Genomic DNA, 25,896 nt, shown 5'->3' on the forward strand with positions numbered 1-25,896 from the left:
AGTGCGGGACGCCTGACCCTGGAGCGGCTTATGAGCGCTGTGATCCCCGCTGGAGGCGACACCGCGGCGGGCCGCTCCTGGCCCCTGCTGTTGAACGGTCTGCTGGACCGCCGGGACCTGACCGCCGACGACACCGCGTGGGCGATGGACCTGATCATGCGCGGCGAGGCGACGGACGCGCAGATCGCCGGGTTCGTGGTGGCGCTGCGGGCCAAGGGCGAGACGGTCGAGGAGATCGCCGGATTCGTCCGGGCGATGTACGAGCACGCGAACGTGATCGAGGTGCCGGGCCCGGCCGTCGACATCGTCGGCACGGGCGGCGACGGGGCGAAGACCGTCAACATCTCCACGATGTCGGCGATCGTCATCGCCGGCACGGGTGCGAAGGTCGTCAAGCACGGCAACCGCGCGGCGTCATCGGCGTCCGGGGCGTCGGACGTGCTGGAGAAGCTCGGCGTCAATCTGGAACTGCCGACGCACCGGGTGGCCCAGGTCGCCGAGGACGCCGGGATCACCTTCTGCTTCGCGGCCAAGTTCCACCCGGCGATGCGGCACGCGGGTGCGGCGCGCGGACAGCTGGGCATCCGGACGATCTTCAACGTCCTCGGTCCGCTGACCAATCCCGCGAAGGTACGGGCCCAGGCCGTCGGCGTCGCGGACCCGCGCATGGCGCCGATCGTCGCGGGCGTCTTCGCCGAGCGCGGCAACTCGTCCCTGGTCTTCCGGGGCGACGACGGCCTCGACGAACTGACCACCACGGCTACGTCCCGGGTGTGGATCGTCCGGGACGGCAAGGTGACCGAGGAGTCCTTCGACCCGCGCGACGTGGGCATCGAACTCGTCCCCGTGGAGGCGCTGCGCGGCGCGGACGCCTCCTACAACGCGGAGGTCGCCCGCCGTCTGCTGGACGGTGAGACGGGCCCGGTGAGAGACGCGGTCCTGCTGAACTCGGCGGCGGCCCTGGTGGCCCTCGACCCCGGCCCGGGGACGCTGGCCGAGCAGATCCGCGCCGGCATGGCGAAGGCGGCCGAATCGATCGACTCCGGGGCCGCCAAGCGGACCCTGGAGCGGTGGGTGGCGGCGAGCAACGCGTAGCGCGGGGTGTCCCGCAATCCGGACGCGGGTTGCGGGACCTCGATCATTCTCGTACGTTCCTTTCCAGGTCATGAGTGACAGTCATGAGGCCCCGGCCGACTGTCCGGCAACCCTCCGTCCGTGGCGGGGTGCCCCGGGTGAAGACCAGGCCGTAGTCAGCAAGGTCTACGGCAAGCGCGGACCCCTCGCACGCTTTTGGAAAAGCGTGGGGCCAGGGGTCCTGGTCCTCGAGGAGTCTTCCGTGAGCAAGCGAATGCGCTAGGGCCGCAGAGCCCCGCCTCCGCGCACCCTTTTTCTCTTCACCCCCTGTCTCTCACGGGAGTTCCGTCATGTCCGTCTCCACCGTGGCCGCCGCCCCGTCCGTCTGTGCCCCGCTGCCCGTGCTGGGCCGGGATGTCACCGTCCCGCTCGTCACCGGTGGCGAGGTCACCTACGCCGCGCTCGACTACGCCGCCAGCGCCCCGGCGCTCCAGCGCGTCTGGGACGACGTCGCCGCCTACGCGCCGTACTACGGCAGCGTCCACCGCGGTGCCGGGTACCTGTCCCAGCTGTCGACCGATCTGTTCGAGAACGCCCGCCGGACGGTCGCGGAGTTCCTCGACTGCCGCGGCGGTGACCAGGTCGTCTTCACCCGGTCCACCACCGACTCCCTCAACCTCCTCGCCGCCGCGCTCCCGGCCGGCTGCCAGGTCTTCGTCTTCGAGACCGAGCACCACGCCTCCCTGCTGCCCTGGCGCGACGCCCGCGTCACCTTCCTCGACGCCCCGCGCAGCCCCCGCCGGGCCGTCGAGACGCTGGAGCGCGCCCTCGCCGAGCGGGACCCCCACGGGCCGGCCCTGGTCTGCGTCACCGGCGCCTCGAACGTCACCGGCGAGCTGTGGCCCGTACGGGAGCTCGCGGCGGCCGCGCACGCCCACGGCGCCCGGATCGTGCTCGACGCCGCCCAGCTGGCCCCGCACCACCCCGTGTCCGTCAAGGACCTCGACGTCGACTGGGTCGCCTTCTCCGGGCACAAGCTGTACGCGCCCTTCGGCTCCGGTGTGCTGGCCGGGCGGGCCGACTGGCTGCGCGAGGCCGAGCCGTACCTCGCGGGCGGCGGCGCCAGCCGCAAGGTCACCCGGCGCACGGACGGGGGAGTGGACGTGGAGTGGCACGACAGCGCCGCCCGGCACGAGGCCGGATCGCCCAACGTCATCGGCGCCTACGCACTCGCCTCCGCCTGCAAGGCGCTGACGGAGGCCGGCTTCGACACGCTCGTCGCCCGCGAGCAGTACCTGGTCGCCAAGGTGCGGGAGGGGCTCGCCGACGTCCCTCAGGTGCGGTTCCTGTCCCTGTTCGGGGACGACGCGCCGCGCGTGGGAGTGCTCTCCTTCGTCGTCGAGGGCTGGAACAGCTCGCACTTCGCCGCCGCCCTGTCCGCCGAGTACGGCATCGGCGTACGGGACGGGCTCTTCTGCGCCCACCCGCTGGTGCGCACGCTGCTCGGCAGCGACCCGCAGACGCAGGGCGAGTGCGGCGCACCGGAGGCGGCGCCCGGCGAGAAGTCCCTCAACGCCATCCGCGTGAGCTTCGGCGCGGGCACGCCGGACGAGCACGTGGAGCGGTTCGTGCGGGCCGTGAAGGAGCTCGTGACGGACGGTGCGCAGTGGAACTACCGCACGGAGGACGGGCGTTGCGTGCCGGATACCTCCGCCTGAACGGCCGGTGCGCAGACCACCGGTAGCCGGGCGCCCAGAACGATCATCCGCAGGGCGCGTTCCGTGGCGTCGGTGAGCAGTTCGCTCGCCCGGAGCAGCGCCTCCGCCAGGGCCATCGGGGCCGGCAGGATGCCGCTGAACGCGTCCACGCCGGGCACCTCGTGCGCGCCCTCGCCGAGCGTGCCCGCCAGGGCCAGCACCGGGCGGCCGTGGAGCTTGGCCCGGCGGGCCACCTCGGCCGGGACCTTGCCGCGCGGCGTCTGGTGGTCCAGGGCGCCCTCGGCGGTGATCACCAGGTCCGCGCCGGCCAGCCGGGCGTCCAGGTCGAGGTGGTCCAGCAGCACGTCGAAGCGGGGCAGGAGACGGGCGCCGAGGGCGGCGAGGCCGGCGCCCAGGCCGCCGGAGGCCCCGGTTCCGGGACCGTACCGGAGGTTGCTGTCCGGGACGGCGACATCGCGGGTGAGGACGAAGGCCCAGTTCTCCAGTCCGGCCGACAACTGCTCCACCTGCTCGGGCGTCGCGCCCTTCTGCGGGCCGAAGACCCGGGCCACGCCCCGCTCTCCGCACAGCACGTTGTACGGGTTGCAGGCGACGAGCAGCTCCACGCCCGCCAGGCGGGTGTCCAGGCCCCTCGGGTCGATGCGGTGCAGCCGCGTCAGCTCCCGGCCCCCGACCGGGAGTTCCTCGCCCTGCTCGTCCAGCAGCCGGGCCCCGAGCGCCTGGAGCGCGCCCGCGCCGCCGTCGGAGGTGCCCGAGTCGCCGCAGCCGACGAGGATCCGCCGGACGCCCGAGTCGAGTGCGGCCCGGATCAGTTCGCCGACGCCGTAGGTGGTGGTGGCGCCCGGGTCGCGCAGGTCGCGCGGGACGAGGGAGAGGCCCGCGACCGCCGCCATCTCCACCACCGCCGTGTCCCCGGAGCCCAGCAGGGCGAAGTGGGAGCCGACGGTCTCGCCGATCGGACCGGTGGCGGGTACGGGGACGAGTCTGCCCCCGGTCGCCGCGGCCAGGGCGAGGGCCGTGCCCTCGCCGCCGTCCACCAGCGGGACGAGGTCCAGCTCGGCGTCGGGCAGGACCCGGCGTACGCCGGCCGCGATGGCGTCGGCGGCGGCCTCCGCGGACAGGGACTCCTTGAAACCACTGGGGGCTACGACGACACGGTTCAGCATGAGGGCTCCTTAGCGGGTGACGGAGACGCCGAGCAACGGCCAGATTGCGACGGCGAAGAGCAGGACGAGCGCGGCGGTCAGCGGGGCCAGGAAGGCGGACAGCCGCAGCAGGTCGCGCGGGGCGTAGGTGGGGGTGCCGGGGATCTGCGCGAAGAGCGTGACCGGCTTGGCGGAGGCGGGCAGCGTGTGGCAGAAGCCGGCGGCGGCGGTGGAGGCGAGCGCGGCGGCGACCGGGTTGACGCCGACGCCGACGGAGGCGGCCACGACCAGCGGGACCAGGACCGAGGAGCGGGCGGAGCGGGACTGCAGGACCAGGTGGGCCGCCGTGCTGATGACGATCACTATCGCCAGGAACACCATCGGGGGCTCGTTCGTCGGCAGGCCGGAGACCAGCCACTTCGCCGCTCCCGAGTCGGCGAGCGCGACGCCCATCGCCATCGTCGCCGCCATGAACAACAGCAGCGACCAGGGGACGGTCTTCAGCGCGTCCTTCAGGCGTACGGTGCCGAGTGCGGGCGAGGCGGCCACGACCGCGCCGATCAGTGCCACGATCGCGGGCGGCAGGTGGTGCAGCGGCTCGCTGCACCACAGCAGCACGACCGTGGCGAGCAGTAGGGCGCAACGCTTCTCGGCCTGCGTCCACGGGCCGGTGACCGCCTGTTCGCTGTGCTCCTGGATCTGCTGGGCGGTGATGTGGACGGGGCCGCGCCGGTCCTCGCGTCGCGTCATCGTCAGCAGCACCAGCTCGGCGGCCAGGTGGGACGACACCACGGCCAGCGGAAGGCCCAGCAGCAGCCACTCCGTGAAGCCGATGTGCTGCCCGGTCGCCTCGAACAGCACCGACACGGTGATCAGATGCGCGCCGGCACCGATCAAAGTCGCCACTGCCGATAGCAGGATCACGGTCGGGAAGAGCAGCGCCAGCATCACGACCAGTCGTTTTCGGTCGGCGAGGACCTTGGCGAGGGCCAGGAACACCGGCAGCGCCAGCGCGGCCCGCCCGGAGGTGGCCGGCACCGCGAACGCCGTGACGACCAGGGCCGTCGTCGTCAGGTGCACGAGTTGCCGCACGGTGCGGGCTCCGCTGACGAGGAAGACCGCCGCACGGCCGGCGAGCCCGGTCCGCGACACCGCCGCCGCCAGGACGAACGCGCAGATCAGCAGCCACACGGTGGAGTCGCCGAGAGTGCCGAACAGGGTGTCGTTGCTGATCACACCGGTCACCGTGAGCGCCAGTGCGGCGCCCAGCGCGATGTACGTGTCGTCTATCGGCGTTCCGATCCACGCACAGGTCGCCAGGACGAACACGGCGAGGGTGAAGCGGGCGTCACCGCCGAGTCCCGGGAAGTTCCCCGGGACGGCCAGCAGAGCGCACAGCGACAGTGCCACGCACAGGGCAGTGAGAGCTCGTGGGTTCCATGTCACGTCATCGAGGGTTCATCCGGGCGGTGAGCCGTCGATGAGCCGAACATGAAAGGAACTTCACCCGGTGGGAAGCCGGTACCCCATCCCGCGCACGGTCTCCACCCGCTCCGCGCCGAGCTTCTTGCGCAGTGTGCGGACATAGACGTCCACGATGTTGGAACCGGGGTCGAAGTCGTAGCCCCACACGTGGGAGAGGATCTGCTCGCGGGACAGCACCTGCCCCGGGTGCCGCAGGAACAGCTCCAGCAGGACGAACTCACGGGCCGTCAGGTCGACGGTCTGCTCCCCGGACCTGGCGCGCCGGGTGCGCAGGTCCAGGCTCAGCGAACCGGCCCTGAGCACGGTCACCTCCGGTGCCCGGGCCGCCGTACGCAGCCTGAGGCGGACCCGGGCGAGCAGTTCCTCGAAGCGGAACGGCTTGGTCATCCAGTCGTCGGCGCCGCCCTCCAGGCCGGCCACCGCGTCCCGTACGGAGTCGCGTGCGGTCAGCACGATCACCGGGGTGGTCACCCGTGCCTCGCGCAGTTCGCGCAGGATCGTGAAGCCGTCGCGGCCGGGCAGGTTGATGTCGAGGACGACGAGGTCGAAGCCGCCGGTCAGGGCGTACTCGTAGCCGGCATCGCCGTCGGTGACGACGGTCGTGGTGAATCCGTTCGAGCGCAGGCCCTTCTCGATGAAGGAGGCGATGCGCTCCTCGTCCTCGACGATGAGGATGCGGTTCACGTGTGATGGCCTTCCGGTGCCTGTGACGCGTGCAGAACGAGGGTGAAGGTGGCGCCGCCGCCGGGGGTGTCGGACAGCCGGACGTGGCCGTGGTGCCCCTCGGCGATGGCCTTGACGATGGCCAGCCCGAGTCCGGCGCCGGAGCCGCGTGCGCCTCGCCGGGCGGTGCCTCGCCGGAAGCGTTCGAAGATGACCTCGGTGTCCTGCGGCTGGACACCGGTGCCCGAGTCGGCGACGTACAGCTCGACGTGCGGGCCGGCAGTCCGGGAGCCGATGCGGACGGTCTGGCCGGGCATGGTGTGCTGCACGGCGTTCTGCGCGAGCTGCACCATGGCCTGGGTGATCCGCTGGAAGTCCAGTTCGCTCTCCACGTCGGCGACCTCGGCCAGCCGCCAGTCGCGCTCGCCCAGGGTGCGGGCCTTGACGAAGACGTCGGCGGTGAGTTCGGCTACCTGAGCCGGCTCGGGGACGACGAAGTCGGGACGTTCGGTCTTGGCCAGGACCAGCAGGTCCTCGACGATGCGGCTCATCCGGTCGAGTTCGTCGGTGACCAGCCGGACCGTCTCCTCGCGTTCGGCCGGGTCGTCGCCCATGACCTCCAGATGACCCCGCACGATGGTGATCGGGGTGCGCAGCTCGTGGCCCGCGTCGTCGACGAACTCGCGCTGCGCGGCGAAGGCCCGGTCCAGACGGTCGAGCATGCCGTTGAAGGTCTCGGCGAGAGCCGCTATGTCGTCGTTGCCGTGCACCGGGATCCTGCGGGTGAGGTCCTGCTCGGTGATCTCCGCAGCCGCGGTGCGCACCAGCCGCACCGGCCTGAGGATGCGTCCGGCGACCACCCAGGCGATGCCGGTGGTGAGCAGCACGGCGACGCCGGAGATGATCAGCAGGGTGCGGAACACCCTGTTCACCCGCTGCCGCTCGGGCTCCGGGTGGATGGCCACGACGAACGCGGCGTCCGGCTCCGCACCCGCCTGGGCCACCGTGACCTTGGCCCACCGGATCTCGCCCTGCGGCCGCTGCACGGTGCCGGAGGACTCCGGCGAGTCGAAGATGCGGCGTCTGGCGTCGGCGTCCCGGTGGAGGGGCAGCCCCGCGCGGATGGCGCCCTGCTGCCGGATCTGGCCCAGGTCACCGTCCGGCCTGCGGACCAGGCCGATCAGTTCCTCGTCGGCGTCGGGGTTCTGCTGCTGGAGGAAGACCGTCAGCAGGCGGGGCGCGGTGGTGAACGGACGGTTCGTCTCGGGGTCCCTGCCCCGCTCCTCGAAGCCGGCGAACTCGTCGGCCTCCTGAGTGAGCAGACGGTTGATCCGGTTGTCGACGTCCCGCATCAGGAACGAGCGGGTGGTCGTGGTCACCTCGATCAGCGCTACCGCCATGACGAGCAGCAACCACAGCAGGATGCGGACCCGGGCGGTGATCCGCCGACGGGCCGGGTCAGTTGGTGCCGTCGCGTCCGTCGTCGGGCCCGTCGTCTCCGGCGCCCTGACCGTGGTCGTCGTCATCGTCATCCATCGTGGGGCTGTCGGTCACCGGCTGCCGCGGCACGACCTCGTCGTCCGGAGAGGGATCGGGTGTGGGCTCGGGGGTGGGCGTGGGCTTGGGGGAGTCGCTGTCCAGCACCACCTTTGAGGGGACCTTCGGAGACTCCGGGCGGTCCGAGAGCGCGAAACTGGTCGCGGCGATACCCAGCGGGATCAGAACGACGGCGGACAGGGCCGCCATACGACGAGTGAAAGCCATGTGCCCGATCATTCGCCGGGAACACGGTGAGAAGGATGAGGGCCGGATGAAGAACTCTTCATCCGGGAGCTCCGCATCCGGGAGCGGTCCTCAGTTGTCCAGCCCGATCGAGAACGCCGCCTCCAGGTCGTGCTGCGAGTACGTACGGAACGCCACGTGCGTGTCGGTCCCCTCCACCCCGGGGATCTTGCTGATCCGGCCGGGGATGACCTCCGCCAGGTCCTCGTGCTCCTTCACCCGGACCATCGCGATGAGGTCGTAGGTGCCGGTGACGGAGAAGACCTCGCTGACGCTGTCCAGCGCGGCGATCGACTCCGCGATCTCGGGGATCCGGTCCACGCTGGTCTTGATGAGGACGATCGCGGTGATCACGGCTGGTTCTCTCCCTCGGGGGCCGGAGCAGGGGCGGCCTTCACTCTAGTAGGGCTGGTGGGACGGCCGTAGCGGACCGACGCATAGCCGAAGCCGAGCCCGAATCCGATCAGGTGGGCTAGGTAGGCCACGCCCGGTCCGTCCGAGGCCCGCCCCGCCGCCAGCCACTGCAGCGCCGCCCAGAACGGCAGCACGATCCAGGCCGGGAAGCGCACCGGCAGGAAGAAGAGGAACGGCAGGAGACTGGTCACCCTGGCCCGGGGGAACAGGTACAGGAAGGCACCGAGGACCGCCGAGATCGCCCCCGAGGCACCGACCAGGGACTGCTCGGAGTCCGCGTTGGCGGCGGCGTAGCCCAGCAGGGCCAGATGGCCGCAGCCGACATAGAACAGGGTGAACCGCACCCGGCCCATCCGTTCCTCGGTCATCGCCCCGAAGACGTAGAGGAAGAGCATGTTGCCGAGCAGGTGCACCCAGCTGCCGTGGACGAAGAGGGCCGTCGCGGGGGTGAGGGCCGATCCGGCGGATCCCTCGAACAGTTCTGCGGGGATCACGCCCCAGCGCCGGAAATAGGCGCGTTGCGCGGCGAGCAGGTCGTCGCCCGTGCCGTACGCCGGACTGAGGCCCGAGGCGGGGCCGGCCAGGAAGACCGCGCAGCACAGAGCGATCAGTGAGTACGTCACCGGCGCCGACGCCCCCCGGACCGATCTGCCGGCCCGGACGATCGACGCACTCCACTTGCTGATCATGGACACAGAGCATGACGTAACCGGACGCAACCGCACAGACCGCCTCGCCGCCGTGGACGCGCGGGCGGCGAGGACCCGCCAGGCCGTAGGGTTACGAGCCACACGCACCGGGGATGCCGGTGGCGTCACGGACACTAGAAGGAAAGAGAACAGGCCACGATGACGGTTCCCCTGCCGACCGCCTCGACGCGGTGGCGCTGCGCCCTCTGCGGCAACCTCACGAGGTTCGACGTGACCCGCTCGTCGAAGGTCGTCGAGTACGTCCACCTCGACCTGGCCGGAGAGCCGAAGGTCGAGGAGCGCGAGGTGCTCAGTGAGACCATCGAGTCGGTGCGCTGCCGCTGGTGCAACGCGGTGGACCAGGTGGAACTCGTGGACAGGCCGGGTGCCGGCTCCTGACGATGGGGGTCCCCCCGCTCGGGCGAAGTCGAGAGTGGGGGACGGCCCCGCAAGAATTGGGGTGTGACGGATGGTGGAGACCACGGGCGGGGGGCCGGGCGACGGCGCCGCCGAGGTGCTCGACCGTCCGCTGCCCGACGGTGTGCGCCGCAGGGTCGTCCAGATCGTCTCCGACGGCTTCGGTTCGCTGACGGTCGGCGAGCTGCCCGCGCAGCTCAGGCAGTACGCCCGGTTCGCCCCGAACCGCCGGGCCAAGTTCGCCGGCAACGCCATGGCCGCGGCGCTGGAGACCGACCCGCTGTTCCGGCAGCGCATCGGGGAGAAGCTCAGAGAGGCCCAGCCGGAACTGACCGGCGCCCTCGACTCAGGCTCCCCGCCCCCGGCCGCGGACCCGCTCGACGTGGCGGCCGCGGCCTACGTACTGCGGCCGCCCGGCTGGGTGAAGCTCGTGACCGCCGCCGGCGAGGAGGCCCAGCGGGCCGACGCCGAGCGGGCCGACGAGGAGAACCGGGCCGAGCTGGAGCGGCTGCGCGCCGAGCTGGCCCGCGCCCGTGACCACACCAGGGCCGAGACGGAGCGGCTGCGCACGGAGCTGGAATCGGCCAAGAAGGAAGCCGAGTCGCTGCACCGCAAGCTCCGCGCCGCCGTCAGCGACGTCAAGCGCGGCGAGGCCGCCCTGCGCAAGGCGCACGGCGAGATCGAGGCCGTCCGCGCCGAGGGGCAGGCCCAGGTGTCCGCCGCCGAGAGCGAGACCCGGCGGCTCAAGGCCCGGCTGGGCGAGACCGAGGCCGCCCTGGAGGCGGCGCGCCGGGCGGCGCGCGAGGGCCGCAGCGTGGAGGACATGCGGGTACGGCTGTTGCTGGACACCCTGCTGGACGCCACCCAGGGGCTCCGCCGCGAACTGGCCCTGCCGCCGGTGTCGGTGCGGCCCGCCGAGACCGTGGACGCCGTCGAGCCGGGCCGGATGAGCCCCAAGGACATCGCCGCCCGCGCCCTGTCCGAGAACGACCCGCAGGTCCTCGACCAGCTGCTGGCGCTGCCGCAGGCCCATCTGGTCGTCGACGGCTACAACGTCACCAAGACCGGCTATCCGCAGATGCCGCTGGAGAAGCAGCGCCTGAGGCTGCTGGGGCAGCTCTCGCAACTGGCGGCGCAGAGCGGCGCCGAGGTGACGTGCGTCTTCGACGGGGCCGAACTGGCCGCGCCGGTACTGCTCGCGCCGCCGCGCGGGGTACGGGTGCTGTTCTCGAAGCCGGGTGTCACCGCCGACGAGCTGATCCGCCAACTGGTGCGCGCCGAACCGCCCGGCCGGCCGGTCATCGTGGCCTCCACCGACCGCGAGGTCGCCGACGGCGTGGCCCGCGCGGGCGCCCGGCCCGTGGCCTCGGCGATGCTGCTGAAGCGTCTTTCGCGAGCTTAGGAACCGTGCGGGCGATACGTAACGTCCGGGCGCAATGCCTGAATTGATGAGACATGTGTGCCACGTTGAGTCAAGTGTTCCTCACTGCCTGTGAGTCGAGGGGAAAAGTTGGCCTACCGTGACGCGATTTTTCATCTGAGGATTTGAACTGATCACAGGAAGGTCACTAGGGTCAGGCCCCGAACCTCCGCTCGGGTGATCGCTCACTGGGAGCGACGGCGGAGGGGCCGAGAAGGAGCTTGTCACCCGTGGCGTCCCACCGTCGTCCCAAGCAGCCGAGCCGCGCACGTGTGACCGTGTTGACCACCGCCGCTGCCGCTGCCGTCGCCTTCAGCTCGCAGGCCGCCAATGCCGCTCCCAGTGAGAAGCCGAGCAAGGACGAGGTCAAGGCCAAGGTCGACAAGCTCTACGAAGAGGCGGAGCAGGCCACCGAGAAGTACAACGGGGCCAAGGAGAAGCAGGAGAAGCTCCAGAAGGAGATCTCCACCATCCAGGACAACGTCGCCCGCGGCCAGGAGGAGCTCAACGAGCTGCGCGACAGCCTGGGCCTCGCGGCCGCGTCGCAGTACCGGTCCGGCTCCATCGACCCCTCCGTGCAGCTCTTCCTCTCTGCGGACCCGGACGACTACCTCGACAAGGCCTCCACGCTCGACCAGTTGAGCAGCCAGCAGGTCGAGGCGCTGAAGAAGGTCCAGGAGAAGCAGCGCGAACTCGCCCAGGAGCGCGCCGAGGCCTCCGAGAAGCTCAAGGACCTCGCCTCCACCCGCACCGAGCTGGGCAAGAAGAAGAAGGAAGTCCAGGGCAAGCTCGCCTCCGCGCAGAAGCTCCTCAACAGCCTCACCGCAGCCGAGAAGGCGGCACTCGCCGCCGAGCAGAGCCGCGCCAGCCGGGCCAGCGAGCGCGACGCCCTCACCGGCAACGTCCCGCCCAGCTCGGGCCGGGCCGCCGCGGCCTACGCCTTCGCCCAGAGCCAGCTCGGCAAGCCCTACGTCTACGGCGCCACCGGCATGAGCTCCTACGACTGCTCCGGCCTCACCTCCCGGGCGTACGCCGCCGCCGGCGTGCAGATCCCGCGTACCTCCGAGGCGCAGTCCCAGATCGGCACCAAGATCTACTCGGTCAGCCAGCTCAAGGTCGGCGACCTGGTCTTCTTCTTCGACGACCTGCACCACGTCGGCCTCTACGCCGGCAACGGGCAGATCATCCACGCCCCGCGCACCGGCACGGTCGTCCGCTACGAGTCGATGGACACCATCGGCGGCCCCTTCATGTTCGGCGTCCGCGTCTGACGTCCCGGACTCCCGCACTCCGCTCGACGGCCCCGACCGACCCCCGGCGTCTTCAAGATCGGGACACCGTGTCCGCCGTTCGGGCGAATCGCGACCGCCTCGACTGAGCCCACGCCCCGCCAGTGACCTGCGTCAGTGGCGGGGCGTGGTGTCGCATACCCACGGAAATACCACGGATGGTCGTTGGCGGCCCTGCGTCGCGGGGCTACTGTCTGCCGCGTTTCCTAGTCCGTCAGCGGAAGGAGTGCGGCTTCCCGTGGGGTCCCAATGCCGCTTTGCGCCGTCCGGGTTCGACCGGGGCGCCAGTGTCGCGGTCAGCTTCCTCTCCGTCGCGGCCACCGCCCTGGGCGCGGTACCGGCCGCGGCCGCACCGTACGACGACACCCGGGCCAAGATGGAGCGCCTCTACGAGCAGGCCGAGAAGGCGACCGAGGTCTACAACGAGGCCGACGAGCGCGCCGACGAACTGCGTGAGGAGGTCGGCACCGCCCAGGACCGGATCGCCCGGCAGCAGCAGCGCATCAACTCCATGCGGGAGTCGCTCGGTTCGCTCGCCGGCGCCCAGTACCGGTCGGGCGGCATCGACCCGTCCCTCGCCCTGCTGTTCTCCGACGACCCGGACGACTACCTCGACAAGGCCTCCCGGCTGGACCGCATCACGGCCCACCAGGCCGGTGAGCTGAAGGAGCTTCAGGAGGCCATGCGTGAACTCGCCCAGGACCGCGAGGAGACCGCGGGCAAGCTCCGCGAACTGGACAAGAGCCGCAAGGCCGTCGCCGCCCACAAGAAGACCGTCGGGCGGAAGCTCGCCACGGCCCGCCGGCTGCTCGACTCCCTTCCGGACAACGAGCGCGACGCCTACGACCGTGCCTCCCGCTCCGGCCGCGACGGCATCCCCGACCTCGGCAGCGCCACGGCCGCCTCGGGACGCGGGGCCACCGCCGTCGCCGCCGCCCGCAGCGCGCTCGGCAAGCCCTACATCTGGGGCGCCAACGGCCCCTCCGGCTTCGACTGTTCGGGCCTGATGCAGTGGTCGTACGCGCAGGCCGGGGTCTCCCTGCCGCGCACCTCGCAGGCCCAGCGGTACGCCGGCCGACAGGTCCCGCTGTCCCAGGCGCGCCCCGGTGATCTGGTCGTCTACCGGTCCGACGCCAGCCATGTCGGGATGTACATGGGCAACGGCCAGGTCATCCACGCGCCCTACCCCGGCGCGCCCGTGCGCTACGACCCGGTCGGGATGATGCCGGTCTCGTCGGTCACGAGGGTCTGACCGGCGCGGCCGGGCGCCCGTACGATCGGGAACGTGGCTGGTCGAAGGTCAAGGTCCCCGGTGGTGGCGCTCGTCGTGCTGCTCGTCTTCCTGACCGGATGCGGGGGCCGGTCCGCAGCCGACAGCGCCACGGCCGACGTCCAGCGGCTCCTCGACCGGCGGGCCGCAGCGGTCCTCGACCACGACGAGCGGGCCTACGCGCGCACCGGCACGGGGGCGGATTTCGCCCACGTGCGCGCGCTGCCCCTGGCCGACTGGTCGTACCGCGTGACCGGCCTGCGCCGCACCGGCGACACGGCCACCGCCGACGCCGAACTGCGCTACCGCGTCGCGGGGTACGACCGGGCACCGGTGACCGCCGGCCGCACTCTGCGGCTCAGCCGCGACGCGGACGGGCAGTGGTCCGTCGACGCCGACCGGCCCGCGAGGAAGTCCGCCCAGCAACTCTGGGACCAGGGGCCCGTACAGGTCGTCCGGGGCGAGCGCAGCCTGGTCCTCGGCGTCGGGCAGTCCGGGCGGTCGCTGCGCGGCTTCGCGGACCTGGCCGACCGTGCGGTGCCCGCCGTCTCGGAGGCGTGGGGCGCGGACTGGGGCCGGCGCGTGGTTCTGCTCGTACCGAAGTCACTGGAGGCGATGGCGGGGCTGCTCGGCTCACCCGCCTCCTCCTACCGTGGGATCGCGGCGGTCACCACCGGCGAGACGGGCGCACCCGCACAGGCGCCCGCGGACCGCGTCATCGTCAATCCGGACGCGTTCGCCCTCCTCGGCACCGTCGGCGAGCAGGTCGTCGTCACCCACGAGACCACCCATGTCGCCACCCGCGCCCACACCACCCCCGCCACCCCGCTCTGGCTGTCCGAGGGCTACGCCGACTGGGTCGGCTACCGGGCCGCCGGCCGCACGCCGCCCGAGGCCGCGCCCGAACTGTCCCGCGCGGTGACCCAGGGCCAGATCCCGTCCGCCCTCCCGGACGACGAGGACTTCGGCTTCACCGGCGACGCGAGCCGTCTGGCCCGGGCCTACGAGGGCGGCTGGACGGCGTGCCGGTTGATCGCCGACCGCTGGGGCGAGTCCCGGCTCGGCGAGTTCTACCGGGCCGTCGGGGAGCACCGGAAGCGGGCCGGGGCGGTGGAGCAGGCCATGCGCGAGGTGCTGGGGACGACGCCGGAGGCCTTCACGGAGGAGTGGCGGGACTACCTGAGGGTTCAACTGGGCTGATCGGGCTGGGTGGGGCGGCCGACGGGTCCATATCGGCTGATGGTGCAGTGGCCGGCCGGACCGCGGTGGGCCCGGCTCGGCCGAGCGGGGCTGGCCGGCCCCGGCCGCCGTGGGTCCGGCTGGGGTGGTCGGGGTGTGGCGGGGCCGGAGTGTCGTGGGTTCGGCTTGGGCGGTCGGGGTGTGGCGGGGCCGCATCGCGGGAGCCCGGGTCGTCTGGTCGGAGCGTGGGCGGCCCCGGTCGTCGGAGGCCCGGCTCGGCCCCGCGGTCTCAACCCGGCTGTTCGAGCAGCGCGATGGCCTCCCGCAGCCAGGCCCGTTCCGCCTCGCCCGTCGCGCGGGCGACCCTGAGCATGCCCTGGCGGAACAGGTCGTCCGCCTCCTCGGCGCGGACCGGCTTGCCGGAGTCGTAGAAGAAGCTCGTCGGGGTCTGAAGGAAGTCCAGCCGGCGGCGCAGCACCGCGGCCTGCTCGTGCCGGTCGGGCAGGTGTCGCAGGAACGCCAGGACCGTGTTGAAGCGGACGTGGTCGGTGATCTCGGTCTGCTTCGGACGGCGCAGTCGCTCCAGCAGTTCCTCGCGGCCCCGGTCGGTGAGGGCGAGGATCCGGCGCGGGGCCGCGCTCGCGCCCGGCTCGGTGCGCTGGTCGAGCAGGCCCGCCCCGACCAGGCGGGTGATCGCCGGGTAGAGCGCGCCGTCGCTCACCGGCCGGACATGGCCGGTCAGCGCCTTGATCCGCTCCTTGAGCTCATAGCCGTGCAGCGGCTCCTCGGCCAGGAAGCCCAGGATCGACAGCTCCAGCATGGTCCTCCTTGCGAGTGCGTGAGCCCTCATGCTACCTCTTAACGAGCTACCTCGAATCGAGCTAGCTCGGACCGAGGTTCACCAGGACCGAGGTTCGCCAGGACCCAGGGGGACAGTCACCGTGAACGCCCACCGCAGGCAACTCCTCCAGCTCGCCCGCCCCGTCTACCTCTCGCTCCTGGCGTCCGTCGCCGCCGGGATCATCAACACCGTCTGGGTCGCCCGGCTGGGCGGTCCGGCCGTGGCCGCCGTGGCCGTGGCGACCACCACGGAGAACGTGCTGCTCGGCATCGCCCTGGTCTTCGGCTCCGGCACGACCGTGCTGGTCGCACACGCCCGGGGCGCCCGCGACCCCGCCGCCGTACGGGCGGCCGTGCGCGGCGGCTGGGCGCTGTGGGCGCTGGTGACACCCCTGGTGGTGGCGGGCGGCCTGCTCGGTCGCGAACCACTGGCCCGGCTGGTGCTGGGCGGGGCCGACGGCGCCGCCCTCCCGCTCGCCGTCGCGTACTTCGCGCTCTCCATGCCCGGCGTGGCCGTCTTCTTCGCCCAGCAACTCGTCGACGGCATCCTCAAGGGCGCCGGCGACACCAGGACCCCGATGCGGCTCGCCCTGCTGTCCAACGGCCTGATCCTGGCCCTCGACCCGTTCCTCATCCACCTCTACGGCGTCCAGGGCGCCGCCGCCTCCACGGTGCTGTGCCGGTCCGTGGCGCTCGGGGCCGGACTCGTCGCGCTCCGGCGCAACGCACTGCTGCGCAGCGCCCGCGGTGCGGCACCGGATGAGTCCCTGGCCGTCTCCCTGCGCCGGACGCTGACGACCGGCCTGCCCATGTCCGCCGACTTCACCGTGCGGCAGGCGGGCGCCCTGGTCCTGGTCGCGATCGTGGCGCGGCTCGGGGTGACGGCGGTGGCCGCGTACTCCATCGCCTACAAGGTCATGTACGTGGCGACCATGGCCTTCTACGCCGTCCGCCAGGCCGCGTCCATCCACACCGCGCACACGCGGGGTGAGGGAAGGGACGCGCGCCGGGAGATCGGACGGCAGGCCGTGCTCGTCTCCGGAGCCATCGGCCTCGCCGCGGCCGTACTGCTGGCCGTCACCGCCCCGTGGCTCATGGCCGCCTTCGGCGCCGGACCCGGGGTCGCGGGCGAGGGTGTGCTGTTCCTGCGCTGCGTCGGGCCCTACCTGCTGCTGATGGCCTGCCTCATCGCGCTCGGCGGGGTCTTCGAGGGCAGCGGGGACGCCCCGAGGCTGCTGCGCGTGACCGTGCTCGGAACGGCGGTCCAGCTGCCGCTCGCGTACGGCCTGACGGGGCTCGGGCTGCCCGGTGTGTGCCTCGCGCTGGCGGTGGCGGCGGCGATGCAGTGTGTGCTCGCGGGCGTACTGTTCCGGCGGGCTCCGGCTCAGGTGGAGACCGGGGTCTCGTCGGTGCGGGTGGGCTGAGCGGGCACGGGAGCGGGGGCCGTGCGCGGCACCGTCGCCCGCCACAGGGCGCGGGCCGCGAGGAGCGCGGCGGCCACCAGGAGGCCGTTGCGCAGGAACAGCAGGGTCAGCCCGAGTCCGTCGCTGGCCACCACGTTGCCGAAGTAGAGCGGGAACTCCAGCACCGTCACGAAGCACGCCACCAGGACGAGCCCGACCGGCAGCCGCATCCGGCTCCCGGGGAAGTACAGGCACACCGCTGCCAGCCCGACCAGCCACACCATGTACTGCGGGCTGATCACCCGGCTGGTGGTGGTGAACATCAGCACCGCCACGAAGGCCGCGTCGGCGAGCGTGTGCTCCTCGAAGTGCCGGGCCAGCAGCCGCCACAGCACCAGCCAGCCGAACGCCGCCCCCGTCAGGAACAGCGCGCCCGTGCTCACCTCGCTCACATACGGCCCGAGGAACTCGATCGAGCCGTAGTTCAGCCGCACCTCGCCCTCCCAGCCGAAGTGCCGGGCGACATGGAAGACCAGCGCGCCGAGCGACTCCACCTCGGTGCCCCGGTCGCGCTGGAAGGTCAGGAAGGCGAACGCCCCCGGCATGACCAGGGCGAACACGCCCGTCACCGCGATGCCGGTCACCAGGGCCGACACCCAGGAGGCGGGTCGGCGGGCAGCCAGGAGGAGCATCGCCGGCCAGACCTTCAGCAGCGCCCCGAACGCAGCCAGCGCCCCCATCACCCTGGAGTACCGGGCGCCCGCGAGCAGTGCCGCCACGGCCACCGCCGTGACCATCACGTCGTAGCGCGCGTACACCGTCGGACCGAGCAGGGGCACGCCCGCCACCCACACCCAGGCGCCGTGCAGCGACCTGCCGGGGCGCCGGCCCGCGTACGCCAGCAGGGCCAGGACGGCCAGGTCGGTGACGCAGACCAGCACGAAGAACGCGGTCGCGTAGGGCAGGAAGGGCAGCAGGCCGGGGGAGAGGATGGCCAGGGCGGCGGCGGGCGGGTACTGCCAGGTGACGTCGTCCTGAGGGAACGTTCCGCTGCGCAGGACGTCGTACCAGCCCTGGTAGATCACGGACACGTCGCTCGTCACGTCCGGGCCCGGGAAGACGTACACCTTCAGCACGAACAGCAGCAGCACCAGCCTCGTGAGACACCAAGCCACCAGCAGACATGCCAGGGACCGCCTCGTGCCCGTCGTCCTCACCTGATCCCTGCCCGTCCGCGTGCCGTGTCGAGGAGGCCATGATGTCCCCGACAGCTGTGAGCGTGCCACACCTGCCGGCGCGTACGGCCCTGAGAAGTGGTTGGGTAGGGTCGGCGGCGTGCGCAAGACCCTGATCGTGACGAACGACTTCCCGCCCCGCCCCGGCGGCATCCAGGCGTTTCTGCACAACATGGCGCTGCGGCTGGACCCACAGCGGCTGGTCGTCTACGCGTCGACCTGGAAGCGGAGCCGGGAGGGCCTGGAGGCGACCGCCGCCTTCGACGCCGAGCAGCCCTTCACCGTCGTACGGGACCGTACGACCATGCTGCTGCCGACGCCGGGTGTCACCCGGCGGGCCGTCGGGCTGCTGCGGGAACACGGGTGCACCTCGGTGTGGTTCGGGGCGGCCGCCCCCCTCGGCCTGATGGCGCCGGCGCTGCGGAGCGCGGGCGCCGAACGTCTGGTGGCCACCACGCACGGGCACGAGGCCGGCTGGGCGCAACTGCCCGCCGCCCGGCAGCTGCTGCGCCGCATCGGCGACTCCACGGACACGATCACCTATCTCGGCGAGTACACGCGCTCCCGGATCGCCGGCGCGCTGAGCCCGCGGGCGGCCGCGCGGATGGCGCAGCTGCCGCCGGGCGTCGACGAGAAGACCTTCCACCCCGGGTCGGGCGGCGACGAGATCCGGGCGAGGCTCGGGCTGACGGACCGCCCGGTGGTGGTGTGCGTCTCCCGGCTGGTGCGGCGCAAGGGCCAGGACACCCTGATCCAGGCCATGCCACGGATCCTGGCCGCCGAGCCGGACGCCGTGCTGCTGATCGTCGGGGGCGGCCCGTACGAGAAGGACCTCCGCAAGCTCGCCCACGACACGGGCGTCGCCGGTTCCGTCCGCTTCACGGGCCCGGTGCCCTGGGCGGAGCTGCCCGCCCACTACGGCGCCGGCGACGTCTTCGCCATGCCCTGCCGCACCCGCCGCGGCGGCCTGGACGTCGAGGGCCTCGGCATCGTCTACCTGGAGGCCTCCGCGACGGGCCTCCCGGTCGTCGCCGGCGACTCGGGCGGCGCACCGGACGCGGTCCTCGACGGCGAGACGGGCTGGGTGGTCCGCGGCGGCTCTGCCGAGGAGGCGGCCGACCGCATCATCACCCTCCTGGCAGACGCCGAGCTGCGCCGCAGAATGGGGGAGCGGGGCAGGGAATGGGTCGAGGAGAAGTGGCGCTGGGACCTGCTCGCGGAGCACCTGAGAAACTTGCTGTAGATGCCCCAGGGGCGCGGGGAACTGCGCGATCGACCACAACGGACCGCAGCCGCCGACGCTGAAGGGTGGCACCCCACTAGGCGGAACCCAAAAATCCGCCGATGCTGCGCACATGACATCAAACCTGATGCATCGTCAGCTGACAAGGCGTCAAATCCTGGGCATGGCAGCCCTGCAAACGGCAGCCACCCTCGGCTTCACCCGCATCGGCCTCCAAACCGCCCGAGCCGCCGAGCCCGACGCAGTCGACACCGCCCCCGCCATCGTCGTCGGTTCCGGCTACGGCGGCGCCGTGGCGGCCCTCCGCCTCGGCCAGGCCGGCATCCGCACGGTCGTCCTCGAGATGGGCCGCCTCTGGAACACCCCCGGCCCCGACGGCAGGATCTTCTGCTCCACCCGCACCCCGGACCAGCGCTCCATGTGGTTCCGCACCCGCACCGAGGCCCCGCTCGCCACGTTCCTCTGGCTCGACCTGGTCAACCGGGACATCAGCGCCTACCCGGGCGTCCTGGACCGGGTGCACTACGACCACATGTCCGTGTACGTCGGACGGGGCGTCGGCGGCGGCTCCCTGGTCAACGGCGGCATGGCGGTTACCCCGCTCCGCTCCTACTTCGCCGAGCAGTTCCCCACCGTGGACATCGCGGAGATGTACAGCACGTACTTCCCACGCGCCCGCTCCATGCTGGGAGTCAACACCATCGACCCCGCGTGGTTCGAAACCACCGAGTGGTACCGCTTCACCCGGATCTCCCGCACCCACGCGGACAACGCCGGCCTGAAGACCACCTTCGTGCCGAACGTCTACGACTTCGGCCACATGGAGCGCGAGGCGGCCGGCACGGCCACCAAGTCGGCTCTCGCGGGCGAGGTCATCTACGGCAACAACCACGGCAAGCGCAGCCTCGACAAGACGTACCTCGCCTCCGCGCTCGGCACCGGGAACGTCACCCTCCACACCATGGAGCGGGTGACGTCGATCAGCAGGGCGGCCGACGGGACGTACGTACTGACCGCCCAGCGGATCGACGACACCGGCACAGTCGTCGAGACCAAGGAGTACGGCTGCACGTACCTCTTTCTCGGAGGCGGAAGCATCGGTACGACCGAACTCCTCGTCCGCGCCCGGGAGTCGGGCACGCTCCCCGCCCTGGACGCCGGCGTCGGCACCGGCTGGGGCACCAACGGCAACGTGATGCTCGGCCGGGCCAACCACGTGTGGGACACGGTCGGTGCGAACCAGTCGACCATGCCGGTCATGGGCATCGACGACTGGGCCAACACAGCCAATCCCGTCTTCGCCGAGATCGCGCCCCTGCCCGTGGGGCTCGAGCACTGGGTCAGCCTCTATCTGGCGATCACCAAGAACCCCGAGCGGGCGTCCTTCTCGTACGACTCCGTGACCGGTGCCGTGCGGCTCGGGTGGAGCGCCGCGCAGAGCGCCGTGTCGGTGGGCATGGCGAAGAAACTGTTCGACCGGATCAACAGGGCGAACTCCACGATCTACCGGTACGACCTGTTCGGCTCGCCGAGCAAGGTCTTCGCCGACGACTTCACCTACCACCCACTGGGCGGCTGCGTACTGGGCCGGGCCACGGACGACTACGGGCGGGTGAAGGGCTACTCCAGGCTGTACGTCACCGATGGTTCGCTGGTGCCCGGGTCGATCGGGGTCAATCCCTTCGTGACCATCACGGCCCTCGCCGAACGCACGATGGCGCGGGTCCTCGCCGAGGACACCGCGCCCTGAGGGTGGTCGGGCCACGTCTCACATGTAACGGGAAGTACCGGTCGTACCAGGCCGGGGGTGGTGCTTCTTCCTCTTCTTCGTCCTCGTCGCCGGACTCGGCCGCCAGCGTCGCCGGAATCTCTTCGGGAATCTCGTCGTCCTCCAGGGGGCTCGGTCCGCACCCGTGGCCGTGGCGGGGACCGTGACGAACCCGTGGAAGCTCGCGTCCTGCGCCCTGCCGGCCGTCACGGACGAGCCGAACCGCCGCTCCAGGGCGGCGGCCAGCTGGTCGAAACGCTCCCGGGCGGCCGGAAGGTCATGGTCCCGGGGGAGTTCGAGGTGCTCGGGGTCGTCCAGCTCCCGCAGGAGTTCCCGGAGGCGGTCGGGGCAGTGCACAGCGGAACGCCGATCAAACTCGGTCAAGGAAGTGGCCAAAGATGGCCAACGCGGCGAAGGCGGCCGCGGCCGCGGCCAGCGCGGGCGTCAACGCCGCTGCCGCCGCCGCCGACGCCGGTCACTGGGCCGGGGAGGCGGGGGCCAAGAGCAACGAGGCAGCCGCCGCGGCGGCCCGCGCCAAGCGGCTCGCCGACCAGGCCACCCGAGCCGCCAACGCCGCCCAGACGAACGCCGGTCAGGCCGCCAAGGCCGCTCGGCAGTCGCGGGACGCGGCCAATGACGCCGCCGCGCACGCGACGGCCGCGGCGACGGCGGCCAACCGGGCCGCCGACAACGCGAGCGAGGCAGTGGACGCGGCCAAGGAAGCCACCGAAGCAGCCAACGGGGCCACCGGAGCCGCCGACAACGCGCTGAAGGCGGCCGAGCAGGCGTCGACCGCAGCTGCCGACCGGCGTGACCGGTCTCGACCAGGACCTCGACACCGTCGAGGGCGGCGCGGAAGCCGACGACCGGTTCGGCGGGTCGCTGGCCCTGGTGCAGTACCGGGCCGGCGCCTCCGCGAACGGCACCGAGTCGATCCTGGCCGTCGGCTCGCCGGGTGAGGACGGCTCCCAGGCCGCCAACGCGGGCCGCGTCGACACCTTCCGTCTCACGGCCACCGGATTCACCCAGGCGTCGGGGTCGGCGATCGCGGTGTCGCGGACGCCGTCGCAGTTGAAGTCGGTGATGCGGGCCGCGGCCGTCTTGGTCCGCACCCAGGCGGCCAGGTCGTCGACTCGGGCGGCGATGCCTGGCAAGGGCACCGCCGAGCTCACCCAGGACCTCGCCGCGGTGCCTGGCGGCTCGGAGGCGAAGGACCGGTTCGGCGCGACGCTCGCCACGTACGAGCCGGTGCGGGTCTCGGTCGCGTCGATGCCGAAGCAACCGCCCTGGTAGGAGCGGCTGCTGAGGGCGACCAGCTGGGGCGTGCCGCCCGCCGAGCGGACCAGCGGGCCGCCAGTGTCGCCCATGCAGGCGGACACGCCGTCCCTGCCGCTTGTCGGCGTTGAGGGTGTGGCTGAACAGGGAGACACCACCGGCGGCGGCCAGCGTGCCGATGGCCTCGCCCGGGGCGCCCACCACGAGGTGCTGCGGCGAACCGGCGATGGTGGAGCCGAACTTGTCGCCCGCCTCCATGGCACCCGGCACGCCCGACTTGTCCTGGTGGATCAGGACGTTGGTGGCGCCGGTGCCGCGCACGTAGACGACTCCGCCCGCATCGCTGAGGCCCCCGGCGGCGTCCTCGCCGGGCGCGCCGACGGCCAGGTACGGATCACCGGCGAGCATGGTGCCGGCGGCGAGGGCGGCGCCGAACTGGTCGCCGGCCTCGGACGCCATCGAGGCAAGAACCCCGGTGCCGGACCCCTGCTCCAGGCTGACGGCCGCCTTGCCGGTGGTCAGCCAGATCTCCGGCATCTACCAGGGCGCCCCCGGTATCCCGGGCGCTACCGAGGCCGGGGACGCTTTCGGCCAGTCCCTGTCGGCTGTGAACATTGCCCCGGGCGCGGTCAGCACAGCGCAGAACACCCTGCTCGCGGTGGGCGTGCCCGGCGAGGACAGCACCGGCGCCACCGACGGCGGCACGGTCTACACCTTCAGCCTGACCAACGGCGCCTTCATCGCGACCGTGTACCCGGGCAAGTTCGGCATCCCCGGCGCACTGGGCAACGCGCAGAAGGTGGGCACCGCGCTCCACGCCGCCGGTTTAGAGCTCTACCTCGGTCTGCCCAACGGGCCCGTCTCGTACGGATCCGCGCACGCTGTGCCGTGGGCCAACGTCCTGGGCGGCGCCACACAGCCGGTCACGACGTTCCAGCCGGGCACCGGCGGCCTGCCGGCAGCCGGTGAGACGTTCGGCTCCGTGATCCGCTGACGCGTCGACGCTTCCGCGTCACACCCGCCGAGTCCGCGGCACGCGTACGCCGCGCGCCCCGGCCTCACCCCGGTCGGTCCCGCGGCGGCACGCCTTATGCCGCCGCGGGACCGACCGTCCACTCACCTCTTCTTCCGTTTCCTCCGCCCGAAAGCACACACCCATGCGCCGCTTACTGCTGCCCGCACTCGCCGCCCTCACCGTGACCGGCGCCGCCGCCCTGTCCACCACCGCATCGACGGCCCCGGCCGCCCAGTCGGCCCGCACGACACAGACCGTGCAGGCCGGCGCCGCGAACTCCACCCACCGGTACGGCACCCACCCGCGCCAGACCCTCGACGCCCACTGGAACCAGAGCAGTTCCGGCCCCAAGCCGACGCTGGTGCTGATCCACGGCGGCTATTGGTACCACCAGACCGACTGGTCCTCCTCCGCGGATCGCTTCGCCGCCGAGGGCTTCCAGGTGTTCGCCATCAAATACCGGCTCAACTTCGAGGCCGCGTGGCCCGCCCAGCGGGACGATGTCGCCGATGCCGTCGCCTGGATCCGTTCCCACGCCGCCGAGTTCGACGTCGACCCCGACCGTGTGCTGCTCCTCGGCTCCTCGGCCGGCGGCCAGCTCGCCACCGACGCGGCGGCGCACGGCGCGGGCGCCCTCCGGCTCAAGGGCGTGGTCGCCCTCTCGCCCGTCGCCTCTCCCTACCGGGCGTGGAACGACGGCGACACACACCGACGCCAAGAAGCGCAAACTGCGCGACAACTCGACTATCCTCGCCCGCTGTTACCCCGACTCCGGCGACACCTCCACCACGCTCCACCCCTCCTGCTGGGACACCTGGCGCAGCATGGTCTCCAAGAACTGGGTCGACCAGGCCGACGCCCCCATGTACCTGATCCACTCCGAAGACGACTTCGTGCCGCCTGTCCACTCCACCGACCTGAAGGCCACGGCCGCGGCCAAGGGGGTGCCCAGCGGCCGGATCCAGACGCAGGTCGTCGCCGGGTCCGCGCACGGCGGCTCCCTGCTGAGCGAGCCGGGCGTGTACGACCGCATCGTCGCCTGGCTGAAGAGCAAGGCATGAGGGCGCAGGCGCGAGCGCTCGCCCTCGTCGCCTGCGCCGTGCTGGCCGTGTCCGGCCTGACGGCTCTTCCCGCACGCGCCGCGGGGCCCGGGACGCCGTACGACTTCGACGCCTAGGGTTCCTCCGACCTGGTCGCCGGAACTCCCGAGGCCGCCTCCGCGGCGGGCTCGGTGACCGTCCTGCCGGGTCCACCGCAGGCCCCACCGCGACCGGCCGCCGCACGCTCACAAAGGACACCGGCTCGGTGCCCGGCGCCGTCGAGCCCGGAGACCGCTTCGGCGCCGCCACCGCCTCCGGCGACCTGGACGGCGACGGCCGCTTCGACCTGGTGGTCGGCTCACCCGGCGAGAACGACACCAGCGGCAACGCGGACCGGGGTTCGGTCACCGTCCTGACCGGACCCTCGGGCCTGACGGCGGGCACGTCCTTCACCACGGGCGCCCACTGGGGGCCGCCGGACTCGGCTCGGCTCGGCACGGACGTGGAGGTGGGGGACGTCGACGGCGACGGCCTCGACGACGCGATCGGCCTCGGTCCCGGTACGGCCGGCAGCGGCTCCTGGCTCGTGTGGCGCGGCAGCGCCACCGGCAGCGTCCACACCCACGGGGTCGGCTTCGACCCCGCCGTCGCCATCGACGGCGCCGTCGGCGACTTCGACGGCGACGGTTACGACGACCTGGCGGTGACCACCGTCGACACCCACGGCATCGGCAAGGTCGTCGAGTTCACCGGCGGCCCGGACGGCCTCACCGGCGGATTCGGCGCCCAGGTGCCCCCGGGCCGTGCCCTCGACGCCGGCGACATCGACAAGGACGGCCGCGACGACCTGGTGGTGGGCCAGCCGATCGCCGCCGACGCCCAGGGCCGGACGGGCGGACAGATCACCATCAAGCGGGGCCACGCCTGGGGCCTCAACCATCCCGGCGACACCGTCACCGTCCACCAGGACACCGAAGGCATCCCCGGCACCGCCAAAGCGGGTGACGCCCTGGGCGCCTCGGTCGCACCGCGCGATGTCGACGATGACGGCGTCCTGGACGTCCTGGCGGGACTGCCCGGCGAGGACCTCGGCGTGGCGGGCACCATTCGTGTCGACGCCGCTTCCGCCCTGGTCCTGCGGCTGACCACCGACCTGGCCGTGGCCTTCGCGCGGGCCTTCATCCAGGGTGCGGACGGGATCCCCGGTGCCGCCGAGGCCGGCGACCGCTTCGGCGCGGAGGTCGCCGCCGGCGACTACTCAGGAACCTCGGCCGTCCACCTGACCGTCGGCGCCCCCGGCGAGAACTCCGGCAACGGCACCGTGGTCCGCCTCGGCACCGACGGCACGGCCGTCTTCATCGGGCCGGCCACGGCGGCTACTCCCGCCGCAGAGGTGCGTGCCAGACTCCGCGTCTGCGGCGTGATCCAAACGACAGGCCCTAGTGACCTGAGTCGGAGATTCGTCGTTGGTTCGGTATGAGTCGTCCGGGCCCGAAGATTCCGCCGTTGTCACTGACTGATGCCCAGCGGGC

Annotated in this window: 24 protein-coding genes, 1 pseudogene and 1 riboswitch; of the genes and pseudogenes, 15 read left to right on the forward strand and 10 right to left on the reverse strand. The window is 72.2% G+C overall.

All coding sequences use genetic code 11. The features are described 5' to 3' along the window. Nucleotides 1-30 precede the first annotated feature (30 nt). Both trpD and ACIBNA_RS36265 read left to right on the forward strand, forming a co-directional pair. On the forward strand, nt 31-1,095 hold the full coding sequence (gene trpD / locus ACIBNA_RS36260; protein ID WP_399169453.1) for an anthranilate phosphoribosyltransferase: 1,065 nt from the start codon (nt 31-33) through the stop codon (nt 1,093-1,095). A 66-nt stretch (nt 1,096-1,161) separates the two neighbouring features. Further along, nucleotides 1,162-1,278, forward strand: a riboswitch (SAM riboswitch). Between the two features lie 146 nt (nt 1,279-1,424). Then, entirely contained in the window at nt 1,425-2,792 is a 1,368-nt protein-coding gene (locus ACIBNA_RS36265; RefSeq protein WP_399169454.1) for an aminotransferase class V-fold PLP-dependent enzyme, read from the forward strand. On the opposite strand, the gene ACIBNA_RS36270 is transcribed toward ACIBNA_RS36265, so the two are convergent. The 7 genes from ACIBNA_RS36270 to ACIBNA_RS36300 all read right to left on the reverse strand — a co-directional run bounded on the left by ACIBNA_RS36270 (nt 2,747) and on the right by ACIBNA_RS36300 (nt 8,970). Then, on the reverse strand, nt 2,747-3,958 hold the full coding sequence (locus ACIBNA_RS36270; RefSeq protein WP_399169455.1) for a glycerate kinase: 1,212 nt from the start codon (nt 3,956-3,958) through the stop codon (nt 2,747-2,749). The genes ACIBNA_RS36265 and ACIBNA_RS36270 overlap by 46 nt on opposite strands. Before the next feature lie 9 nt (nt 3,959-3,967). Next, nucleotides 3,968-5,383: an SLC13 family permease gene (locus tag ACIBNA_RS36275; protein ID WP_399169456.1), complete on the reverse strand. Its 1,416-nt coding sequence runs from the start codon at nt 5,381-5,383 to the stop codon at nt 3,968-3,970. A gap of 57 nt (nt 5,384-5,440) precedes the next feature. Then, entirely contained in the window at nt 5,441-6,106 is a 666-nt protein-coding gene (locus ACIBNA_RS36280) for a response regulator transcription factor (protein ID WP_399169457.1), read from the reverse strand. Then, nucleotides 6,103-7,611: an ATP-binding protein gene (locus tag ACIBNA_RS36285; protein WP_399169458.1), complete on the reverse strand. Its 1,509-nt coding sequence runs from the start codon at nt 7,609-7,611 to the stop codon at nt 6,103-6,105. Before ACIBNA_RS36285 ends, ACIBNA_RS36280 begins: the two co-directional genes overlap by 4 nt. Beyond that, nucleotides 7,544-7,849 (reverse strand): small secreted hydrophilic protein, encoded by a 306-nt coding sequence (locus tag ACIBNA_RS36290; protein ID WP_399169459.1) that lies wholly within the window; start codon nt 7,847-7,849, stop codon nt 7,544-7,546. The genes ACIBNA_RS36285 and ACIBNA_RS36290 overlap by 68 nt, the downstream gene beginning before the upstream one ends. A 90-nt stretch (nt 7,850-7,939) precedes the next feature. Next, entirely contained in the window at nt 7,940-8,221 is a 282-nt protein-coding gene (locus tag ACIBNA_RS36295; RefSeq protein WP_030848030.1) for an Lrp/AsnC family transcriptional regulator, read from the reverse strand. Beyond that, nucleotides 8,218-8,970, reverse strand: coding sequence for a rhomboid family intramembrane serine protease (locus tag ACIBNA_RS36300; RefSeq protein ID WP_399169460.1), 753 nt, complete (start codon nt 8,968-8,970; stop codon nt 8,218-8,220). Before ACIBNA_RS36300 ends, ACIBNA_RS36295 begins: the two co-directional genes overlap by 4 nt. A gap of 159 nt (nt 8,971-9,129) precedes the next feature. Here ACIBNA_RS36300 and ACIBNA_RS36305 point away from each other — a divergent pair, with 159 nt between their 5' ends. The 5 genes from ACIBNA_RS36305 (at nt 9,130) to ACIBNA_RS36325 (ending at nt 14,566) form a co-directional block, all read left to right on the forward strand. Further along, nucleotides 9,130-9,369, forward strand: a complete 240-nt coding sequence (locus ACIBNA_RS36305) for a hypothetical protein (protein WP_020272953.1) — start codon at nt 9,130-9,132, stop codon at nt 9,367-9,369. A gap of 70 nt (nt 9,370-9,439) precedes the next feature. After that, nucleotides 9,440-10,789 carry an NYN domain-containing protein gene (locus ACIBNA_RS36310; protein ID WP_274815694.1) on the forward strand — a complete coding sequence of 450 codons (1,350 nt, stop codon included), beginning with the start codon at nt 9,440-9,442 and terminating at the stop codon, nt 10,787-10,789. A 248-nt stretch (nt 10,790-11,037) separates the two neighbouring features. Beyond that, nucleotides 11,038-12,078 carry an NlpC/P60 family protein gene (locus ACIBNA_RS36315; protein ID WP_399169461.1) on the forward strand — a complete coding sequence of 347 codons (1,041 nt, stop codon included), beginning with the start codon at nt 11,038-11,040 and terminating at the stop codon, nt 12,076-12,078. Nucleotides 12,079-12,334: 256 nt separating this feature from the next. Then, nucleotides 12,335-13,348 (forward strand): NlpC/P60 family protein, encoded by a 1,014-nt coding sequence (locus tag ACIBNA_RS36320; protein WP_399169462.1) that lies wholly within the window; start codon nt 12,335-12,337, stop codon nt 13,346-13,348. 33 nt (nt 13,349-13,381) lie between these two features. Further along, nucleotides 13,382-14,566 carry a hypothetical protein gene (locus ACIBNA_RS36325; protein ID WP_399169463.1) on the forward strand — a complete coding sequence of 395 codons (1,185 nt, stop codon included), beginning with the start codon at nt 13,382-13,384 and terminating at the stop codon, nt 14,564-14,566. A 268-nt stretch (nt 14,567-14,834) separates the two neighbouring features. Here the strand turns inward: ACIBNA_RS36325 and ACIBNA_RS36330 are convergent, their stop codons facing one another. Next, on the reverse strand, nt 14,835-15,365 hold the full coding sequence (locus tag ACIBNA_RS36330) for a PadR family transcriptional regulator (protein WP_399169464.1): 531 nt from the start codon (nt 15,363-15,365) through the stop codon (nt 14,835-14,837). Nucleotides 15,366-15,486: 121 nt separating this feature from the next. Between ACIBNA_RS36330 and ACIBNA_RS36335 the strand changes: the two genes are divergently transcribed. Then, nucleotides 15,487-16,809: an MATE family efflux transporter gene (locus ACIBNA_RS36335; RefSeq protein WP_399169465.1), complete on the forward strand. Its 1,323-nt coding sequence runs from the start codon at nt 15,487-15,489 to the stop codon at nt 16,807-16,809. Here ACIBNA_RS36335 and ACIBNA_RS36340 read toward each other — a convergent pair. Beyond that, nucleotides 16,770-18,005, reverse strand: a complete 1,236-nt coding sequence (locus ACIBNA_RS36340; RefSeq protein ID WP_399169466.1) for a glycosyltransferase 87 family protein — start codon at nt 18,003-18,005, stop codon at nt 16,770-16,772. The genes ACIBNA_RS36335 and ACIBNA_RS36340 overlap by 40 nt on opposite strands. A 118-nt stretch (nt 18,006-18,123) precedes the next feature. Between ACIBNA_RS36340 and ACIBNA_RS36345 the strand changes: the two genes are divergently transcribed. Further along, complete coding sequence (locus tag ACIBNA_RS36345) at nt 18,124-19,266, forward strand: glycosyltransferase family 4 protein (RefSeq protein ID WP_399169467.1); 1,143 nt, start codon at nt 18,124-18,126, stop codon at nt 19,264-19,266. 163 nt (nt 19,267-19,429) lie between these two features. Next, complete coding sequence (locus ACIBNA_RS36350) at nt 19,430-21,016, forward strand: GMC oxidoreductase (RefSeq protein ID WP_399169468.1); 1,587 nt, start codon at nt 19,430-19,432, stop codon at nt 21,014-21,016. Between the two features lie 18 nt (nt 21,017-21,034). Here the strand turns inward: ACIBNA_RS36350 and ACIBNA_RS36355 are convergent, their stop codons facing one another. Next, nucleotides 21,035-21,418: a hypothetical protein gene (locus tag ACIBNA_RS36355; protein ID WP_399169469.1), complete on the reverse strand. Its 384-nt coding sequence runs from the start codon at nt 21,416-21,418 to the stop codon at nt 21,035-21,037. Between the two features lie 426 nt (nt 21,419-21,844). Between ACIBNA_RS36355 and ACIBNA_RS36360 the strand changes: the two genes are divergently transcribed. From ACIBNA_RS36360 to ACIBNA_RS36380, 5 genes and pseudogenes are all read left to right on the forward strand, one after another. Further along, complete coding sequence (locus ACIBNA_RS36360; RefSeq protein ID WP_399169470.1) at nt 21,845-22,327, forward strand: hypothetical protein; 483 nt, start codon at nt 21,845-21,847, stop codon at nt 22,325-22,327. Nucleotides 22,328-22,715: 388 nt separating this feature from the next. Continuing rightward, nucleotides 22,716-23,303: a hypothetical protein gene (locus tag ACIBNA_RS36365; RefSeq protein ID WP_399169471.1), complete on the forward strand. Its 588-nt coding sequence runs from the start codon at nt 22,716-22,718 to the stop codon at nt 23,301-23,303. A gap of 163 nt (nt 23,304-23,466) precedes the next feature. Continuing rightward, a pseudogene (locus tag ACIBNA_RS36370) lies at nt 23,467-24,012 on the forward strand (alpha/beta hydrolase); the annotation flags it as partial. Between the two features lie 136 nt (nt 24,013-24,148). Continuing rightward, nucleotides 24,149-24,385 (forward strand): alpha/beta hydrolase family protein, encoded by a 237-nt coding sequence (locus ACIBNA_RS36375; RefSeq protein ID WP_399169474.1) that lies wholly within the window; start codon nt 24,149-24,151, stop codon nt 24,383-24,385. A gap of 244 nt (nt 24,386-24,629) precedes the next feature. Further along, nucleotides 24,630-25,844: an FG-GAP repeat protein gene (locus tag ACIBNA_RS36380; protein WP_399169472.1), complete on the forward strand. Its 1,215-nt coding sequence runs from the start codon at nt 24,630-24,632 to the stop codon at nt 25,842-25,844. Nucleotides 25,845-25,896 lie beyond the last annotated feature (52 nt).

Source organism: Streptomyces sp. NPDC050164 (assembly GCF_044459945.1).
In the GTDB taxonomy this organism is placed as follows: Bacteria; Actinomycetota; Actinomycetes; order Streptomycetales; family Streptomycetaceae; genus Streptomyces; species Streptomyces coeruleorubidus_A.

Excerpts from the sequence above, each read along its gene's own strand:
- ACIBNA_RS36310 (WP_274815694.1), top strand. The coding sequence starts at position 9,440 with ATGGTGGAGACCACGGGCGGGGGGCCGGGCGACGGCGCCGCCGAGGTG.
- ACIBNA_RS36350 (WP_399169468.1), top strand. The coding sequence starts at position 19,430 with ATGGCAGCCCTGCAAACGGCAGCCACCCTCGGCTTCACCCGCATCGGC.
- trpD (WP_399169453.1), top strand. The coding sequence starts at position 31 with ATGAGCGCTGTGATCCCCGCTGGAGGCGACACCGCGGCGGGCCGCTCC.
- ACIBNA_RS36365 (WP_399169471.1), top strand. The coding sequence starts at position 22,716 with ATGGTGCCGGCGGCGAGGGCGGCGCCGAACTGGTCGCCGGCCTCGGAC.
- ACIBNA_RS36330 (WP_399169464.1), bottom strand. The coding sequence starts at position 15,365 with ATGCTGGAGCTGTCGATCCTGGGCTTCCTGGCCGAGGAGCCGCTGCAC.
- ACIBNA_RS36375 (WP_399169474.1), top strand. The coding sequence starts at position 24,149 with ATGGTCTCCAAGAACTGGGTCGACCAGGCCGACGCCCCCATGTACCTG.
- ACIBNA_RS36290 (WP_399169459.1), bottom strand. The coding sequence starts at position 7,849 with ATGGCTTTCACTCGTCGTATGGCGGCCCTGTCCGCCGTCGTTCTGATC.
- ACIBNA_RS36265 (WP_399169454.1), top strand. The coding sequence starts at position 1,425 with ATGTCCGTCTCCACCGTGGCCGCCGCCCCGTCCGTCTGTGCCCCGCTG.
- ACIBNA_RS36300 (WP_399169460.1), bottom strand. The coding sequence starts at position 8,970 with ATGATCAGCAAGTGGAGTGCGTCGATCGTCCGGGCCGGCAGATCGGTC.
- ACIBNA_RS36270 (WP_399169455.1), bottom strand. The coding sequence starts at position 3,958 with ATGCTGAACCGTGTCGTCGTAGCCCCCAGTGGTTTCAAGGAGTCCCTG.
- ACIBNA_RS36285 (WP_399169458.1), bottom strand. The coding sequence starts at position 7,611 with ATGACGACGACCACGGTCAGGGCGCCGGAGACGACGGGCCCGACGACG.
- ACIBNA_RS36305 (WP_020272953.1), top strand. The coding sequence starts at position 9,130 with ATGACGGTTCCCCTGCCGACCGCCTCGACGCGGTGGCGCTGCGCCCTC.